Here is a 16,313-nt window from a genome sequence, read left to right on the forward strand (position 1 = left end):
GCCGTTTGATTACAAACCGTAGATCTGGTCGGCGCGCTTTTCGAAGGCTTCCGAGAATTTCTTGAAGGCCAGATCGAACATCGTGCCCATCAGCAGGCCGAGAGTGCGGCTCTTGAACTCATAGTCGATGAAGAATTCGACGTCGCAATAGGCTTCGTCCTCGACAGACTTGAACGTCCAGCGATTATCGAGATAGCGAAACGGGCCGTCGAGATATTTGACGTCGATGACACTATCGTCCGGCTTCAACAGCACCTGGCTGGTGAAAGTTTCGCGGATCAGTTTGTACCCGACCGTCATGTCGGCAATCAGCAAGGCCTTGCCGTCGCGCTCCTTACGAGAGCGGATCGACAAGGCTTCGCACATTGGTAGAAATTCCGGGTATTTCTCGACATCCGCAACGAGCGCGAACATCTGATCGGCCCGGTGATGCACCCGTCTGACGGTCGTAAACTGCGGCATGTTTTACGATGCCCGGTTCGCAATCTGCGTTTCGCGGGCGGCTTTTAGCTTTGCAAAATCGTCGCCAGCATGATGCGAAGAACGCGTCAGAGGGCTGGAGGCGACCAGCAGGAAGCCCTTGGTCTTGCCGATGGTTTCAAACGACTTGAACTCGTCCGGCGTCACAAAGCGAATGACCGGATGGTGCTTGCGGGTTGGCTGCAGATACTGACCGATAGTCATGAAATCCACGTCAGCCGAACGAAGGTCGTCCATCAGCTGCAAGATTTCATTCCGTTCTTCGCCGAGGCCAACCATGATGCCAGACTTGGTGAAAATGGTCGGATCGAGTTCCTTGACGCGCTGCAACAGGCGGATCGAGTGGAAATAACGTGCACCGGGACGAACCTTAAGGTAGCGCGACGGCACAGTTTCCAGATTGTGGTTGAACACGTCCGGGCGAGCCTTGACCACAATTTCCAGAGCGCCTTCCTTGCGCAGGAAGTCCGGCGTCAGAATTTCGATGGTCGTTGCAGGCGCAGCGGCGCGGATGGCGAGAATAACGTCGGCAAAATGCTGTGCGCCGCCATCGGCCAGATCGTCGCGATCCACCGAGGTAATGACCACATGGGTCAGGCCCATCTGCTTGACGGCCTTGGCGACATTTTCCGGTTCATTCGGATCAAGCGGCGTCGGAATGCCGGTCGAAACATTGCAGAACGCGCAAGCGCGTGTGCAGATTTCGCCCATGATCATGAAAGTGGCGTGCTTCTTTTCCCAGCACTCGCCGATATTCGGGCAGCCAGCTTCTTCACAGACGGTCACGAGCTTGTTGGAACGCACGATTTCGCGCGTTTCATTATAGCCGCGCGAGACCGGAGCCTTGACGCGAATCCAGTCGGGCTTCTTCAGGACTTCATTGTCCGGGCGGTGCGCCTTTTCCGGGTGCCGCAGACGTCCGCTCTGGTTGACCGTATTGAGAACTGTAACCATGCTGTTTCCTGCCTATCCGGAGCCTGTTCCCAAAAGAATGTGGAACGCTCCTTAATTTGGTCCGGTCCTAAGCCCTGACCACAGACCTGTCAACTTGGACCATTTGCTACTCATCGCCGCGCAGCCATGCCGAGAGCCCTGAAAACCAGAGCCCAGATCAGGCCGAAGGCCAGGCCGCCAACGCCAAGCGCCAAAGTAAGCGTCCAGACACCGTACCAGCCAGCGAGCGCCAATCCGTTGACCGATATGGTGTTACCGCCGAGCAGACTCAAGACGCCGGCAACAAATCCAAGCGTCAGACCGATGACGGTACACCATTTTATGATCGGCCAGGCGGCACGCCGCCATGGCTCTCCATTTTCGATCAGCGGAATGTGCGCAACTCCTGCTGTTTAAGCGGTACTCACCCGCACAATCTTATCCGAAAAGTCTGCAACTTTTCAGGATTATGCGTTCAGCACACGGCCATAAGCGTCGAGTACGCTTTCCTTCATCATCTCCGAAAGGGTCGGATGCGGGAAGACCGAATGCATCAGCTCTTCTTCGGTGGTCTCAAGGTTCATGGCAATCACGAAGCCCTGGATAAGCTCGGTGACTTCCGCACCAACCATATGCGCGCCCAGAAGCTGGCCGGTCTTCTTGTCGAAGATCGTCTTGACCAGACCCTGATCCTCGCCGAGAGCAATCGCCTTGCCGTTTGCGGTGAAGGAATAACGACCGACACGAATGTCGAAACCCTGTTCCTTGGCCTTGGCTTCCGTCAGGCCAACCGAAGCAACCTGCGGATTGCAATAGGTGCAGCCCGGGATCTTGCCCTTGTCGAGCGAATGCACATTCGGAACGCCTGCAATCTTTTCAACGCAGATCGTGCCTTCATGCTCGGCCTTGTGGGCCAGCATCGGCGGACCGGCAACGTCGCCGATGGCGTAGATGCCTTCGACATTGGTCTTGCCATAGCCGTCAATGACAATGCAGCCGCGATCCGTCTTCACGCCGAGCGCTTCAAGGCCGAGATTCTCGATATTGCCCTGAACGCCAACAGCCGAAATCATCCGGTCGACAGTCAGCTTCTGCACCTTGCCGTCCTTGGTCTCGATGGAAGCCGTGACGTTGTTGGCGCCCTTCTCCACTTTCGCAACCTTGGCGTCGGTGATGATCTTGAGGCCGCGTTTTTCAAGCTGCTTGCGGGCGATGGCGGAGATTTCCGCATCTTCCACCGGCATGATCTGCGGCATCACTTCCACAACCGTCACATCGACGCCCATGTCGTGATAGAACGATGCGAATTCGATGCCGATTGCGCCCGAACCCATGACCAGCATCGACTTTGGAAGGTCCTGCGGCACCATGGCTTCGAAATAGGTCCAGATCAGCTTGCCATCCGGCTCGATGCCAGGCAGCGCACGCGGACGCGCACCAGTCGCGACGATGATGTGCTTGGCCTTGTAGCTGCCCTCGCCCAGCACGCCCTTCGGCACCGGGTTCTGCGGCAGCATCGGCTGCTTCGAGGTCTTGCCGACCGAAATTTCGGCGGGATTGGAGCTGGAAGCGCCCTTGACGAGCTTGGCTTCGCCCCAGATCACGTCGATCTTGTTCTTCTTCATGAGGAAGGCGACGCCGCCGTTAAGACGCGCCGAAACGCCGCGCGAACGCTGCACAACAGCTTTCACGTCAGGCGTGATGGTGCCTTCCAGCTTCAGACCGTAGTCCTTGGCATGTTCACCGAAATGCAGAATCTCCGCCGAACGCAGCAGCGCCTTGGTCGGAATGCAGCCCCAGTTGAGGCAGATGCCACCCAGATGCTCGCGCTCAACGATTGCCGTCTTGAGGCCCAGCTGCGCAGCACGGATCGCCGTTACGTAACCGCCCGGTCCCGATCCAATAACAATAACGTCGTAAATGTCGGCCATAGTTCTTGCCCTTATTCCTGAAAGCGGAAAGGCCGCGCCCTTCTAAAAAGAAGGGCGCGGCTTCAATTCCATCAGACCAGCATGCCCATCGGATTTTCGATGTGCCGCTTGAAGGCCTGCGCCAGTTCGGCGGCAAGAGCGCCATCGACTGCGCGGTGATCGGTAGAAAGCGTGACCGACATGACTGTCGCCACTTTCATCTCGCCCTTTTTCACCACGACGCGTTCTTCACCTGCGCCGATTGCGAAAATGGTCGCATGCGGCGGGTTGATGATGGCGGCAAAATCCTTGACGCCGAACATGCCGAGGTTGGAAACCGAGGTCGAACCGCCCTGATATTCCTCTGGCTTCAGCTTGCGATCACGCGCGCGCTTGGCCAGATCCTTCATCTCGTTGGAGATGGCGGACAGCGTCTTGTTTTCCGCGTGACGGACGATTGGCGTAATCAGGCCGCCCGGGATGGAAACGGCAACGCCGACATCCGAACGCTTGTGCTTGATCATGCCGCCTTCAGTCCAGGAAACATTGGCTTCCGGGATATCACGAAGCGCCAGAGCAGTCGCCTTGATGATCATGTCGTTGACGGAGAGCTTGTAGGCCGGAACCTCGCCCTTCTCTGTCTTGATCATCGGCGAAGCCGCGTTGATCTGCGCGCGAAGCGCCAGAAGCGCATCGAGTTCGCAATCAATCGTCAGGTAGAAATGCGGAACGGTCTGCTTCGATTCCACCAGACGACGAGCAATGGTCTTGCGCATACCGTCATGCGGCACGATTTCGTAAGAACCTTCCTCGAACAGCTTGAGAACGGCATCGTCCGACATCGGCTTGGCAACCGGAGCACTGGCCGCAGTCTGCGGCGCAGCAGCAGTTGCTTTCGCACCGCCCGACTGAATAGCGGATTCCACATCGCGCTGAACGACGCGACCATGCGGACCTGTGCCCTTCACGGCGGCGATATCGACGCCGGCGTCCTTGGCGATACGGCGTGCAAGCGGAGAAGCGAAAACGCGTTCGCCCTTCGCAGGTGCCTGTGCGGGCGCGGCAGCTGCCGGAGCAGGCGCTGCAGCAGGTGCAGCATCCTTCTTGGCTTCAGCTTTCGGCTCTTCCTTCGGAGCCTCGGCCTTTGCTTCCGCCTTGGGAGCGGCAGCGCCGCCGCCCTTTGCTGCTTCCGCGACGTCTTCGCCATCAGCGGCCAGAATGGCGATCAGCGCGTTGACCTTGACGCCTTCGGTGCCAGCCGGAATAACCAGCTTGGCAACGGTGCCTTCGTCAACAGCCTCGACTTCCATCGTGGCCTTGTCGGTTTCGATCTCGGCAATCACATCGCCGGATGTAACCTTGTCGCCTTCCTTAACCAGCCATTTCGACAGGTTGCCTTCTTCCATCGTGGGAGAAAGCGCTGGCATGGTGATATTGATCGGCATGTCCAGACCCTTTCGTTAAGCGGAGTAGGTCACGGCTTTCACCGCTTCCACGACTTCGGCCACATTCGGCAGCGCCAGCTTTTCGAGATTTGCGGCGTAAGGCATCGGAACGTCCTTGCCCGCAATGGTCAGGATCGGCGCATCGAGATAATCGAAAGCCTGCTGCATTACGCGGGTGGCGATTTCGGTACCAACGGACGACTGCGGATAACCTTCTTCAACGGTGACGAGGCGACCGGTCTTCTTGACCGATTCCACGACCGTCGGAATATCCATCGGGCGAATGGTGCGCAGATCGATGACTTCAACATCGATGCCCTGCTCCGCCAGTTCTTCAGCAGCCTTGACCGCATAGGTCATGCCGATGCCGAACGAAACGATGGTCGCGTCCTTGCCCTGCTTGTGAATGCGAGCCTTGCCAATCGGCAGAACGAAATCATCCAGCTTCGGCACTTCGAAATGATGACCGTAGAGAATTTCGTTTTCGAGGAAGATGACCGGGTTCGGATCGCGGATTGCAGCCTTGAGAAGACCCTTCGCATCAGCAGCCGAGTAAGGCATGACGACCTTGAGGCCTGGAATCTGGCTATACCATGCGGCGTAGCACTGCGAATGCTGTGCGGCAACGCGTGCAGCAGCGCCCGAAGGACCGCGGAACACCATCGGAGCGCCCATCTGGCCGCCCGACATGTAAAGCGTCTTGGCAGCCGAATTCACGATCTGGTCAATCGCCTGCATGGCGAAGTTGAAGGTCATGAATTCAACGATTGGTTTGAGGCCGGCCATAGCCGCACCAACGCCCACACCGGCAAAGCCATGCTCGGTAATCGGCGTATCGACAACACGGCGCGGGCCGAATTCGTCGAGAAGACCCTGGGTGATCTTGTAAGCGCCCTGATATTCGGCAACTTCTTCACCCATGATGAAGACGTTTTCGTCACGGCGCATTTCTTCGGCCATGGCGTCACGCAGTGCTTCACGCACGGTCATCGAAACCATTTCCGTGCCAGCCGGAATATCCGGATCGGAAGCGACTTCAACCTTCGGCGCAGCAGGGACGCTGGCAGCAGGCTTGTCTTCGGCCTTCGGAGCTTCCTTAGGAGCTTCTTCTTTCGGCGCTTCAGCCTTGGCAGCCGGAGCCGAACCGATATCGGAAGCGCTTTCACCGTCACCGAGCAGCACGGCAATCGGCGTATTGACCTTCACGCCTTCGGTGCCTTCTGCGATCAGGATCTTGCCGATGACGCCTTCATCAACGGCTTCGACTTCCATCGTCGCCTTGTCGGTTTCGATCTCGGCAATCACGTCACCGGACGTAACCTTGTCGCCTTCCTTTTTCACCCACTTGGAAAGCGTGCCTTCTTCCATGGTCGGAGAAAGGGCGGGCATGAGAATTTCTACGGGCATGACAACACCTTTCCCGAATTAGAGCAGAATATCCGTGTAGAGCTCGGAAACATCCGGCTCCGGATCGTTTTGAGCGAAATCGGCCGAATCAGCGACGATGTCGCGGACTTCCTTGTCGATTTCCTTCAGCTCTTCTTCGGTGGCCCAGTTCTTTTCAATCAGGCGCTGTTTGACCTGCTCGATTGGATCATGCTCCGAACGCATCTTCTGCACTTCGTCCTTCGAGCGATACTTCGCAGGATCGGACATGGAGTGACCGCGATAGCGATAGGTTTCCATTTCGAGAATCAGCGGGCCCTTGCCGGAACGCGTCCATTCGGCAGCGAGTGCGGCAGCGGCAGCAACGGCGCGAACATCCATGCCGTCGACCTTGATGCCCGGAACGTTGAACGAAACGCCGCGCTTGGAGAAATCAGTCTCAGCGGAAGAACGCGAAACAGAAGTACCCATAGCGTAACGGTTGTTTTCGATGACGTAGATCACCGGGAGCTTCCACAGCGATGCCATGTTGAAGGCTTCGTAGACCTGGCCCTGATTGGCCGCGCCATCGCCGAAATAGGTGACGGAAATGTTGTCATTGCCGCGATACTTGTTCGCAAAGGCAAGACCGGTACCAAGTGGAACCTGAGCGCCGACGATACCGTGACCGCCGTAAAAGCCCTTTTCCTTGGAGAACATGTGCATGGAGCCACCCTTGCCCTTGGAGTAGCCTCCACGGCGTCCGGTCAGCTCGGCCATGACGCCGCGCGCTTCCATGCCTGTTGCCAGCATGTGACCATGGTCGCGATAGGACGTGATGATCTGATCACCTTCCTTCAGCGCGGTCTGCATGCCAACGACGACAGCTTCCTGTCCGATATAGAGATGGCAGAAGCCACCAATGAAGCCCATGCCATAAAGCTGGCCGGCTTTTTCTTCGAAACGCCGGATCATCAGCATCTCGCGATAGGCGTGCAGCTCCTGCTCCTTGGTGAAGTTTACAGGCGCAGGTGCCTTGGGGGTAGTGACGGAAGACGTCTGCGTTTTGCCAGCAGGCGCCCTTTTAGCCCTCGGTGCCATATCTCGCTCCCTAAGATTGTCGTTATATTGTGACGTTATACGGGCATATTACAAGATACAATATGCACCCAGAGCATAGCTGCTATGCTACCAAGCCCTTAAAAACATATCACAAAAAGACAATTAACCGGAATTCAGTTAATTCGATCTGTCTTCCCGAGAGGTAATAATTGTCACTTCATCGGGATGGGAGAGATTAAGCGCTCTGCGCGCCTGCTCGTCAAGCATATCCTTTTCAATGGATCCGTCACGCAGAAGCCCGACGCGCTTTTCGAGTGCGGCACGCTCACCGCTGATTTTTTCGAGCTGCTTTGTCAGGTTCGCCTTTTGCTCTTCAAGCTGGATACGGGCGTAGAGCCCGAATTCGCCGTGATAGGCGTGGAAGCCGAAATAGCTGAGAAACGCAGCCGTCAGGATGGGCAAAATAAAGCGCCCACGGATCGATTTACGTTTCTGCTTGGTCCACATTGCGGCTTCCTTCCCGGATGATTTTGACGGCAGCGAATCTCAAGCTGTAACCGCCAATCCGAATTCCACCATGAAGCATTATTTTGCTTAACAGAGCTTTACCGCAGCCATATGTCAGGGAAAGATTAACCCTATTTTTGTGAAACAGATTAGGTGTTCACAAGACGGTGTATTTTTTTAAATTCACTCTTAAAGAGGGAAATCGGCAATCATCATCAATCCCTGATTGCCGATTTATTCCTTATCAGACGTCCAAACGATCACACATCGAGAATCGTTGAGAACCCGCCCATGATCATGCGCTTGCCATCGAAGGGCATCTCGCTGCCCATCGCAGCCATGCGAGGATCGCTCATCATCTTCTGATTGGCCGCATCGCGCGTGGCCTTGTCGGGATACTCGAACCAGGAGAAAACCACCTCCTCATCGTCCGTTGCCTGCACGGCCCGGCGGAAGTCGGTCACCTTGCCATCAGGGACATCGTCGCCCCAAGCTTCGACCATGCGCGTGACGCCAAACTCCTTGAACAGTTCGGCAGCAGTCGCGGCATGTTTGCGATAGATTTCCTTGTTCGCCTTCGGAACGGCGACGACGAAACCTTCAATATAGGCCATTTTCTCTCTCCCTTTGATCTCCCCCCAATACGGCTCGGGTCGGTACGGGATTGAGCCGCTTCATGTCTGCCATTCTGCGCCCACTTCAGGGCCAGCACATGGCAAAGATAATAATATTGATATCAATATATTTGAGCGGAGTCAAAATCAGAACTGGATGACATGTCGATGCGGCCTCAAGGGCAACGAAAAAGGCGGGCACAGGGCCCGCCTTTCAACGTTACCTTCAGTTCCGATTAGAGGAACTTCAGCGCGCTGCGGCCTGCATAACGAGCCTGCTTGCCGAGTTCTTCTTCAATGCGGATGAGCTGATTGTACTTCGCCGTACGGTCCGAACGGGCCAGCGAGCCGGTCTTGATCTGACCGCAATTCGTGGCAACCGCCAGATCGGCAATGGTTGAATCTTCGGTTTCGCCCGAACGGTGCGACATGACAGCGGTGTAGCCAGCCTTATGCGCGGTTTCGACGGCATCGAGCGTTTCCGACAGCGAGCCGATCTGGTTGACCTTCACGAGGATCGAATTGGCAACGCCCATACGGATACCATCGCGCAGACGGGCCGAGTTGGTGACGAACAGATCGTCGCCAACCAGCTGGCACTTGTTGCCAACGAGGTCGGTCAGGTACTTCCAGCCTTCCCAATCGTCTTCGGCCATGCCGTCTTCAATGCTGACGATCGGATAATCGGCAACGAGCTTGGCCAGATACTTGGCCTGCGCCTTCGGATCGCGGGTCTTGCGTTCGCCTTCATAGACGTAGTTGCCGTCCTTGAAGAATTCGGTCGATGCGCAATCAAGACCGATAGCAATGTCTTCACCCGGCTTGAAGCCAGCCTTTTCGATCGATTCCATAACGAAATCGAGGGCAGCCTGGGCGCTCTTGAGGTTCGGAGCAAAGCCGCCTTCATCGCCGACATTGGTGTTGTGGCCAGCGTCCTTGAGGCGCTTCTTCAGCGTGTGGAAGACTTCCGAGCCATAACGCACAGCTTCACGGATCGACGATGCGCCAACCGGCAGAATCATGAATTCCTGAAAGTCGATTGGATTGTCGGCATGTGCGCCGCCATTGATGATGTTCATCATCGGCACTGGCAGAATATGCGCATTCGCGCCGCCAACATAGCGATAGAGCGGCAGGCCGGTTGCCTGAGCGGCAGCCTTGGCAACAGCCAGCGACACACCGAGAATGGCATTGGCGCCGAGATTGCCCTTGTTGGCAGTGCCGTCGAGGTCAATCAGCGTCTGGTCGATGAGCAGCTGGCTTTCAGCATCGAGACCTGCAATGGCGTCGAAAATCTTGCCATTCACGGCTTCAACAGCCTTTTCCACGCCCTTGCCGAGATAGCGGCTGCCGCCATCGCGCAGCTCGACGGCCTCATGGGCGCCGGTCGATGCGCCGGATGGAACAGCGGCACGGCCAAAAGAGCCATCTTCAAGCACTACGTCCACTTCGACGGTCGGGTTGCCGCGGCTGTCAAGAATTTCGCGGCCGACGATGTCGATAATTGCAGTCATAGGAGCCAGTCCTTCCCTATAGATCGCTCCGCTTATCCGCGAAGCTGCTGAACAAATCCGATGTGGGCACATCCTTAGCGAAACAAAAGGCGGAGGAAAATCCCCCGCCTTTCACAATTCGCTTTGAATTCCGAGTGTCTGAATCAAAAAGGTGGCAGGCAGCGGCGAAAATGGTGATTTCGAGAACCGGAGCGCAGCGTACTTTTGGGTACGTGAGCACCGGAAGCGCAGAAATTGCCATTTGCAGCCCGGCATGACGGCTTTTGGAACAGACACTAAAGCCCCTTGGCAATCCGGTCGAACGCCACCAGCTTTTCCAGCAATGCTGGCATCTTGTCGATCGGTACCATGTTTGGTCCGTCCGACGGCGCATTGTCTGGATCCTGATGGGTTTCAATGAAGAGACCGGCTACCCCGACAGCCACCGCTGCGCGAGCCAGTGTTTCAACAAATTCGCGCTGTCCGCCTGACGAACCGCCCTGCCCGCCCGGCTGCTGTACCGAATGGGTCGCATCGAACACTACCGGCGCGCCAAGGCCAGCCATGATCGGCAGCGAACGCATGTCGGAAACCAGCGTATTATAGCCGAAAGACGCGCCGCGTTCGGTTGCGAGCACATTCGGATTGCCGCTTTCGGTGATCTTGGCCAGAACATTCTTCATGTCCCAGGGTGCCAGGAACTGCCCCTTCTTGACATTGACCACGCGGCCCGTCTTTGCGGCGGCGACCAGCAGATCGGTCTGACGGCAGAGGAAAGCCGGAATCTGGAGCACATCAACAACCGGTGCGACGGCAGCGCATTGTTCTTCCGTGTGAATATCGGTCAGAACCGGAAAGCCGAATTCCTTTTTCAGATCGGTAAAAACCTCCAGCGCCTTTTCGAGACCGATACCGCGCTCCGCTTTCAACGACGTGCGGTTGGCCTTGTCGAAGCTGGACTTGTAGACGAGACCGATACCCAGCTTGTCGGTGATTTCCTTCAGGCGGCCTGCCATGTCGAAGGCATGCTCCCGCGTTTCCATCTGGCAGGGGCCAGCGATCAGCGCGAAACGCGCGCTGTTGGAGAAGGTAACATTACCGACTTTGACGGAGGAATTGGCGGTCGTCATTTACTCAACACCTTCAAATACGAACAACGTACCCTGGCCTTTAGCCGGAGAAACGATGATACGGCCATCTCTTTTCAGAAACGTGACACCGTTGCGGTCAAGAAGCTGCTCGACTGTCAAAAGCGAAGCAACCGTGAAGACCAGTCCTGCAAGCCGCAAACCGCGACCATGCAGTTCTGGCAACCATCCAAAGCTCTGTTCAAACTGTTTGGAAGGAACGATCTCTATATCGGCATTGCCGGCGGTGATTTCCAGAGAACCACCGTCATGCTTGCGCGCAGGCGCATGAAACACGCCTTGCAGCAATTCCGAAAACTCTGCCGGATTTTCCTCGCAGATCAGGATTTTGCGCAGGCCGGTGACGCCATTCTCATGCGCAATCAGATGCGAACGATCCGTTTTCGGATATGCCAGCCGCTGGCAACAGAAGAAAAAGGCATCGGGAGCGCGCAAATCCGCAGCAAAAGACAGACGGAAACTGGCGATCTCGCGCTTGCCTTCCCGGCTGAGAAACGCGCGGGAAAACTCGACCATGCGGCCACCGGAAACACCACGCCGTTTGAACTCGGCGTGATCGGCGCGGGCATCATCGGTCTTGAAGGCTATTCCGGAAAAGCCGTCCTGTCCGCTGCGGAAGCGGTAGGCCTGATCGCGGAGAATGAAACTGTTCGAGCGACGGGCGGCAGCCACATAAAGCGGCTCGCGGTCGACTGCCAGCATTTCCAGATAGGTGTCGTCAGCAAAAAAGCTGCACACATTGGCGGTGCCGAATGGATGCTGGGCATTCGGGGCCACTGTAAATCCCAAGAGGGAAAGTCTCGCGCGCGCTTCGTCCAGTTGTTCAACCGGCAGAACCAGATGGTCGACCGAACGAGCGTTGCGCGCGAGATCACTATTCATGCATCAAACCAGACGGCTTTGTTCAATCGCCGCTTCGATGAACGAAGCGAAGAGCGGATGCGGTTCAAACGGACGGGACTTCAGTTCCGGATGGTACTGAACGCCGATGAACCATGGATGGTCCGGATATTCGACAGTTTCCGGCAGAACGCCATCCGGCGACATGCCTGCGAAATTGAGGCCAGCCTCTTCGAGACGCGCCTTATAGTCGACATTGACTTCGTAGCGGTGACGGTGACGCTCGAAAATATCGGTCGAACCGTAGATTTCCGCAATCTTGGAACCCGGAGCAAGAGCCGCTTCATAGGCGCCAAGACGCATCGTGCCGCCAAGATCGCCCGCTGCTGCGCGCTTCTCGAGCATGTTGCCCTTGAGCCATTCGGTCATCAGACCAACAACCGGCTCCTTGGTCGGGCCGAATTCGGTCGAAGATGCGTTTTCAATGCCAACCAGATTACGCGCTGCCTCGATGCAGGCCATCTGCATGCCGAAGCAAATGCCGAAATACGGAACCTTCCGCTCACGAGCGAACTTCGCCGCAAGAATCTTGCCCTCTGCGCCACGCTCGCCAAAGCCACCCGGCACCAGAATGCCGTGCACCTTTTCAAGATGCGGAGCCGGATCTTCACTTTCAAAGACTTCGGCTTCGATCCAGTCGAGATTGACCTTCACCTTATTGGCAAGACCACCGTGATAAAGCGCTTCGATCAGCGACTTATACGCGTCCTTCAGACCCGTATATTTGCCGACGATAGCGATGGTGACTTCGCCTTCCGGATTGTGCAGGCGATGGGAAACTTCTTCCCAGCGATCCATGCGCGGCTTTGGAGCCGGGTCGATACCGAACGCCGAAAGGACTTCCGAATCGAGACCTTCCTTGTGGTAAGCAATCGGCACATCATAGATCGTCGCCACGTCGAGCGCCTGGATAACGGCGCTTTCACGCACGTTACAGAACAGCGACAGCTTGCGACGTTCGGATTCCGGAATTTCACGATCCGCACGCACCAGAAGAATATCCGGAGCAATACCGATGGACCGCAGTTCCTTGACCGAATGCTGAGTCGGCTTAGTCTTGAGTTCGCCCGCCGCCGGAATATACGGCATCAGCGTCAGATGGATGTAAACGGCTGCTCCGCGCGGCAGTTCATTGCCAAGCTGACGGATCGCTTCGAGGAACGGCATGGCTTCGATGTCGCCAACGGTGCCGCCGATTTCGCACAGCACGAAATCATAATCCTCGTTGCCCTCGAGAACAAAGTTCTTGATCTCGTCGGTAACGTGCGGAATGACCTGAACCGTCGCGCCGAGATAGTCGCCGCGGCGTTCCTTTTCGATGATGTTACGGTAGATGCGACCGGTGGTAATATTGTCCTGCTTGTTTGCAGGACGACCGGTGAACCGCTCGTAATGACCGAGATCGAGGTCGGTTTCGGCACCATCGTCAGTGACGAACACCTCACCATGCTGGTAAGGCGACATCGTGCCGGGATCGACGTTCAGATAAGGGTCGAGTTTACGGATACGCACGCGGTAACCGCGTGCCTGAAGGAGTGCAGCCAGTGCTGCAGCAGCTATGCCTTTTCCAAGGGAAGAAACCACGCCGCCAGTGATGAAAACATATCGCGCCATGGGCTTATCTCGTTAGACTTTCTTAATTGATTCCACCACAAAAAAATGCGCTCCAAAGTGATTTTTCACTGAAGCGATGCGGTAATCGTTGTTGAACCCAGACATGCCACCCCAAAACGGAACGTTTGGAGAGCGACACGAGACCCTCAGCGTATTCCACGAATGTGAACGCCATACGCTGAACCTGACCGGAGCACGACCTCCGGAGTGAATACGTAGTAACGTCTTAATGGCCCCTGCCCGACATTTCCATGCCGAAGCCCGAAATCCACAGATAAGGCCTCAAGCGAGGTGCCGCGCCATGGATAGAATGGCCAAAGAAAAGCCGGGCCCAAAAGCCCGGCCATTTTTCAGATCGTCAAGATAGATCAGAGAACGACGACTTCGGTGCCGAGACCGACGCGCTCGTAAAGATCCATGACATCTTCATTGATCATACGGAAGCAGCCGTTCGAAGCGGAGCTGCCGATGGTCCAGGGCTGAACCGTTCCGTGAATGCGGATATAGGTGTCTTTGTTACCCTGGAACAGATACATGGCGCGCGAACCGAGCGGGTTGCCCGGGCCACCATCCATGCCGTTCTTGAAACGACCGTAATGGCCTGGATCGCGCTCGACCATTTCCTTGGTCGGGATCCAGCGCGGCCATTCACGCTTGGCGTTAACGGTCGCGGAACCCTTGAACTCAAGGCCCTGCTTGCCAACTGCGATGCCATAGCGGCGCGCCGTCGTCGAGGTTTCCACATAGTAGAGGAAACGCTGCTTCGGATCGATCACGATGGTGCCCGGCTTGTAGCCCGTGAAGGCCACTTCCTGCGCGCGGAACTTGGGATCGATATTGTACTTGTTGGCCTTCACACCGGCATTGCCGTTGGAAGCGCTCTTTTTCTTCTTCTTCGGCTTGTCCGGATTGGCCTTGGCGTCGCTCGAAAGCGCAACCTGCTGCACGTTAGCGGCAGCGGCTTCATTCAGCTGTGCCTCGGCACCGACCGGCGAAGCGGCAAAAGCCGGCGCGGAAATTCCAACGCAAAGGCTCGCAATGCCAGCCATAAGAATACGACGTGAAAACATGATCAGTTCCCGAAAATCCAAGCACAAGCGGAAAATAGCTGCCGCAGCTTTGCGACCAAGCTTTCGCTTTCCATACTGTAAACGCAGGTACGACTCAATTCGTTGCAACAGTTGTGCAATGCGATTCGTGAAAGCCTATTGCCTGCTTGCAACACTTTGCAATTTGACGGTTAACAAAAAGAAAACCGGCCGATTGGGCCGGTTTCACAATCTCTTGAATAGAAAGCTCTTTTTACTGTGAGCTTGGAACCGGGTTGGCCGGAGCTTCCGGCGTAGCCGGCGCCTGCGGTGCGGTGGTTCCGGTCGGAGCTGCTGGAGCAGCGCCCGGCGCAGCAGGTGCGGTCTCATTCGTGTTGGTGCGAGAAGACTCGCCGCCAAGCTGATTGAGAATGCCGCCGCCAGCGCCGTTGCCGCCTGCCGGAGCCGTCTGGCTGCCGGATGCTGCCGGAATACGGTTCAGGATGTCGGTCGGGCGTTCGCCATAACGCGCCATGATGCCGAGAACCAGCGACGTCGCGAAGAAGCCGATTGCCAGAATGGCAGTCGTACGGGTGAGCGCATTGGCGGCACCCCGCGCCGTCATGAAGCCAGAACCGCCGCCAATGCCAAGGCCGCCGCCTTCAGAGCGCTGGATAAGCACAACGCCGACAAGCGCCAGCACGATCAACAAATGAATGACAATGAGTACGGTTTGCATGGGTAACGGTCTTTACGTCCCTGAACTAAAGCAGTTCCAGGACACATCACATGACCATGTCCAGACTGCACGATAGAATAGATGCGGCTCTTTACACGCTATTGCGTGATAATCCAAGCCCCGCCGCCCAAGTTAGAAGCACGGCAGGGCAAGGCACCGCTTAAAGGTTGCGATAGGTCTCGCATATGGCGAGGAAGTCGGTCGCCTTCAAGCTCGCTCCGCCAACAAGTGCACCGTCAACATCGGCAATGCCGAGCAATTCGGTAGAGTTGGAAGGCTTGACCGAACCGCCATAGAGAAGGCGCAGATGCGCGCCCTTGGCTCCGAAGCGCTCGGTCAGCTGCTCGCGCATGAAGGCATGGGCAGCACGGACATCCTGCACCGTCGGCGTCAGGCCCGTGCCGATCGCCCACACGGGCTCATAGGCAATGATAGTGTTTTCGGCAGTCAGGCCATCCGGCAGGGAACCTGCCAGCTGCGAGCCGATGACTTCGAGCGTGCGTTCCGACTTGCGTTCATCCGCGGTTTCACCGACGCAAACGATGGTCACAAGGCCGGCTGCCCAAGCGGCTTCGGTCTTTGCCTTCACAACATCGTTGGTTTCGCCGTGATCTGTACGGCGTTCCGAATGGCCGATAATGACGTGACTTGCGCCTGCTTCTTTCAGCATTTCGGCCGAAATATCGCCGGTATGTGCGCCAGACACCTTGGAGTGGCTGTCCTGCCCGCCGAGGCCGACCGTGGTTTCTCCAGAGAGTGTTTCGGCAGCGCGTGACAGCAGAGTAGCAGGCACACAGATCACCGCATCGAGTTTTCTGCCGAAATCGGAGCTCAGACCGGCTGCAATCGCGCGCAGCTCGGTGAGAGATTCTCCCGTGCCATTCATCTTCCAGTTGCCAGCGACCAACGGACGGATACCCGGAGTCATTGTATTCTCCTCGCCTTTGTAAACGGCAGACGCTTCCAGCAAATAACGCATGGCCGCGCCGAATTTTGCCACTGACTAAGCATATTCGTGTCGCAATGCAAATGTTCTTGGTTGCAGAGCCTCAATGAGACCTTGCATATGGGGCTT

Annotated in this window: 16 protein-coding genes; all 16 read right to left on the reverse strand. The window is 56.6% G+C overall.

The window, feature by feature from the left end:
- Positions 1–9 precede the first annotated feature (9 nt).
- The 16 genes from FGI60_RS20570 to tpiA all read right to left on the reverse strand — a co-directional run bounded on the left by FGI60_RS20570 (position 10) and on the right by tpiA (position 16,166).
- Positions 10–462 carry a type II toxin-antitoxin system RatA family toxin gene (locus FGI60_RS20570; RefSeq protein WP_138786789.1) on the reverse strand — a complete coding sequence of 151 codons (453 nt, stop codon included), beginning with the start codon at positions 460–462 and terminating at the stop codon, positions 10–12.
- 3 nt (positions 463–465) lie between these two features.
- Positions 466–1,434 carry a lipoyl synthase gene (gene lipA, locus FGI60_RS20575; protein WP_078340407.1) on the reverse strand — a complete coding sequence of 323 codons (969 nt, stop codon included), beginning with the start codon at positions 1,432–1,434 and terminating at the stop codon, positions 466–468.
- Positions 1,435–1,544: 110 nt separating this feature from the next.
- Positions 1,545–1,706: a hypothetical protein gene (locus FGI60_RS26345; RefSeq protein WP_171058823.1), complete on the reverse strand. Its 162-nt coding sequence runs from the start codon at positions 1,704–1,706 to the stop codon at positions 1,545–1,547.
- A gap of 174 nt (positions 1,707–1,880) precedes the next feature.
- Positions 1,881–3,344, reverse strand: coding sequence for a dihydrolipoyl dehydrogenase (lpdA, locus tag FGI60_RS20580; RefSeq protein WP_138786790.1), 1,464 nt, complete (start codon positions 3,342–3,344; stop codon positions 1,881–1,883).
- Between the two features lie 71 nt (positions 3,345–3,415).
- The gene (locus tag FGI60_RS20585; protein WP_138786791.1) at positions 3,416–4,768 is read right to left on the reverse strand and encodes a pyruvate dehydrogenase complex dihydrolipoamide acetyltransferase; all 1,353 of its coding nucleotides are present in this window, start codon (positions 4,766–4,768) and stop codon (positions 3,416–3,418) included.
- A 15-nt stretch (positions 4,769–4,783) separates the two neighbouring features.
- Positions 4,784–6,175, reverse strand: coding sequence for a pyruvate dehydrogenase complex E1 component subunit beta (locus FGI60_RS20590; RefSeq protein WP_138786792.1), 1,392 nt, complete (start codon positions 6,173–6,175; stop codon positions 4,784–4,786).
- An 18-nt stretch (positions 6,176–6,193) separates the two neighbouring features.
- Positions 6,194–7,234, reverse strand: a complete 1,041-nt coding sequence (gene pdhA, locus FGI60_RS20595) for a pyruvate dehydrogenase (acetyl-transferring) E1 component subunit alpha (RefSeq protein ID WP_078340403.1) — start codon at positions 7,232–7,234, stop codon at positions 6,194–6,196.
- Positions 7,235–7,372: 138 nt separating this feature from the next.
- On the reverse strand, positions 7,373–7,702 hold the full coding sequence (locus FGI60_RS20600) for an FtsB family cell division protein (protein WP_078340402.1): 330 nt from the start codon (positions 7,700–7,702) through the stop codon (positions 7,373–7,375).
- Between the two features lie 260 nt (positions 7,703–7,962).
- Positions 7,963–8,316: a DUF1428 domain-containing protein gene (locus FGI60_RS20605; protein WP_078340401.1), complete on the reverse strand. Its 354-nt coding sequence runs from the start codon at positions 8,314–8,316 to the stop codon at positions 7,963–7,965.
- A 236-nt stretch (positions 8,317–8,552) separates the two neighbouring features.
- Positions 8,553–9,830 (reverse strand): phosphopyruvate hydratase, encoded by a 1,278-nt coding sequence (gene eno / locus FGI60_RS20610; RefSeq protein ID WP_138786793.1) that lies wholly within the window; start codon positions 9,828–9,830, stop codon positions 8,553–8,555.
- 275 nt (positions 9,831–10,105) lie between these two features.
- Positions 10,106–10,939, reverse strand: coding sequence for a 3-deoxy-8-phosphooctulonate synthase (gene kdsA / locus FGI60_RS20615; protein WP_138786794.1), 834 nt, complete (start codon positions 10,937–10,939; stop codon positions 10,106–10,108).
- The gene (locus FGI60_RS20620) at positions 10,940–11,839 is read right to left on the reverse strand and encodes a VOC family protein (protein ID WP_138786795.1); all 900 of its coding nucleotides are present in this window, start codon (positions 11,837–11,839) and stop codon (positions 10,940–10,942) included. It abuts the gene before it with no gap.
- Positions 11,840–11,842: 3 nt separating this feature from the next.
- Complete coding sequence (locus tag FGI60_RS20625; RefSeq protein ID WP_078340397.1) at positions 11,843–13,471, reverse strand: CTP synthase; 1,629 nt, start codon at positions 13,469–13,471, stop codon at positions 11,843–11,845.
- A gap of 368 nt (positions 13,472–13,839) precedes the next feature.
- Positions 13,840–14,541 carry a L,D-transpeptidase gene (locus FGI60_RS20630; RefSeq protein WP_138786796.1) on the reverse strand — a complete coding sequence of 234 codons (702 nt, stop codon included), beginning with the start codon at positions 14,539–14,541 and terminating at the stop codon, positions 13,840–13,842.
- Positions 14,542–14,773: 232 nt separating this feature from the next.
- Complete coding sequence (secG, locus tag FGI60_RS20635) at positions 14,774–15,238, reverse strand: preprotein translocase subunit SecG (RefSeq protein ID WP_138786797.1); 465 nt, start codon at positions 15,236–15,238, stop codon at positions 14,774–14,776.
- A gap of 160 nt (positions 15,239–15,398) precedes the next feature.
- Entirely contained in the window at positions 15,399–16,166 is a 768-nt protein-coding gene (tpiA, locus tag FGI60_RS20640) for a triose-phosphate isomerase (protein WP_138786798.1), read from the reverse strand.
- Between the last annotated feature and the right edge of the window lie 147 nt (positions 16,167–16,313).

This window comes from Brucella haematophila (assembly GCF_005938105.1).
GTDB classification, from domain to species: domain Bacteria; phylum Pseudomonadota; class Alphaproteobacteria; order Rhizobiales; family Rhizobiaceae; genus Brucella; species Brucella haematophila.

Bases quoted from the DNA above. Each gene is read 5' to 3' on its own strand.
- FGI60_RS20570 (WP_138786789.1), bottom strand. From the start codon at position 462: ATGCCGCAGTTTACGACCGTCAGACGGGTGCATCACCGGGCCGATCAG.
- lipA (WP_078340407.1), bottom strand. From the start codon at position 1,434: ATGGTTACAGTTCTCAATACGGTCAACCAGAGCGGACGTCTGCGGCAC.
- lpdA (WP_138786790.1), bottom strand. From the start codon at position 3,344: ATGGCCGACATTTACGACGTTATTGTTATTGGATCGGGACCGGGCGGT.
- FGI60_RS20585 (WP_138786791.1), bottom strand. From the start codon at position 4,768: ATGCCGATCAATATCACCATGCCAGCGCTTTCTCCCACGATGGAAGAA.
- FGI60_RS20590 (WP_138786792.1), bottom strand. From the start codon at position 6,175: ATGCCCGTAGAAATTCTCATGCCCGCCCTTTCTCCGACCATGGAAGAA.
- pdhA (WP_078340403.1), bottom strand. From the start codon at position 7,234: ATGGCACCGAGGGCTAAAAGGGCGCCTGCTGGCAAAACGCAGACGTCT.
- FGI60_RS20600 (WP_078340402.1), bottom strand. From the start codon at position 7,702: ATGTGGACCAAGCAGAAACGTAAATCGATCCGTGGGCGCTTTATTTTG.
- FGI60_RS20605 (WP_078340401.1), bottom strand. From the start codon at position 8,316: ATGGCCTATATTGAAGGTTTCGTCGTCGCCGTTCCGAAGGCGAACAAG.
- eno (WP_138786793.1), bottom strand. From the start codon at position 9,830: ATGACTGCAATTATCGACATCGTCGGCCGCGAAATTCTTGACAGCCGC.
- kdsA (WP_138786794.1), bottom strand. From the start codon at position 10,939: ATGACGACCGCCAATTCCTCCGTCAAAGTCGGTAATGTTACCTTCTCC.
- FGI60_RS20620 (WP_138786795.1), bottom strand. From the start codon at position 11,839: ATGAATAGTGATCTCGCGCGCAACGCTCGTTCGGTCGACCATCTGGTT.
- FGI60_RS20625 (WP_078340397.1), bottom strand. From the start codon at position 13,471: ATGGCGCGATATGTTTTCATCACTGGCGGCGTGGTTTCTTCCCTTGGA.
- FGI60_RS20630 (WP_138786796.1), bottom strand. From the start codon at position 14,541: ATGTTTTCACGTCGTATTCTTATGGCTGGCATTGCGAGCCTTTGCGTT.
- secG (WP_138786797.1), bottom strand. From the start codon at position 15,238: ATGCAAACCGTACTCATTGTCATTCATTTGTTGATCGTGCTGGCGCTT.
- tpiA (WP_138786798.1), bottom strand. From the start codon at position 16,166: ATGACTCCGGGTATCCGTCCGTTGGTCGCTGGCAACTGGAAGATGAAT.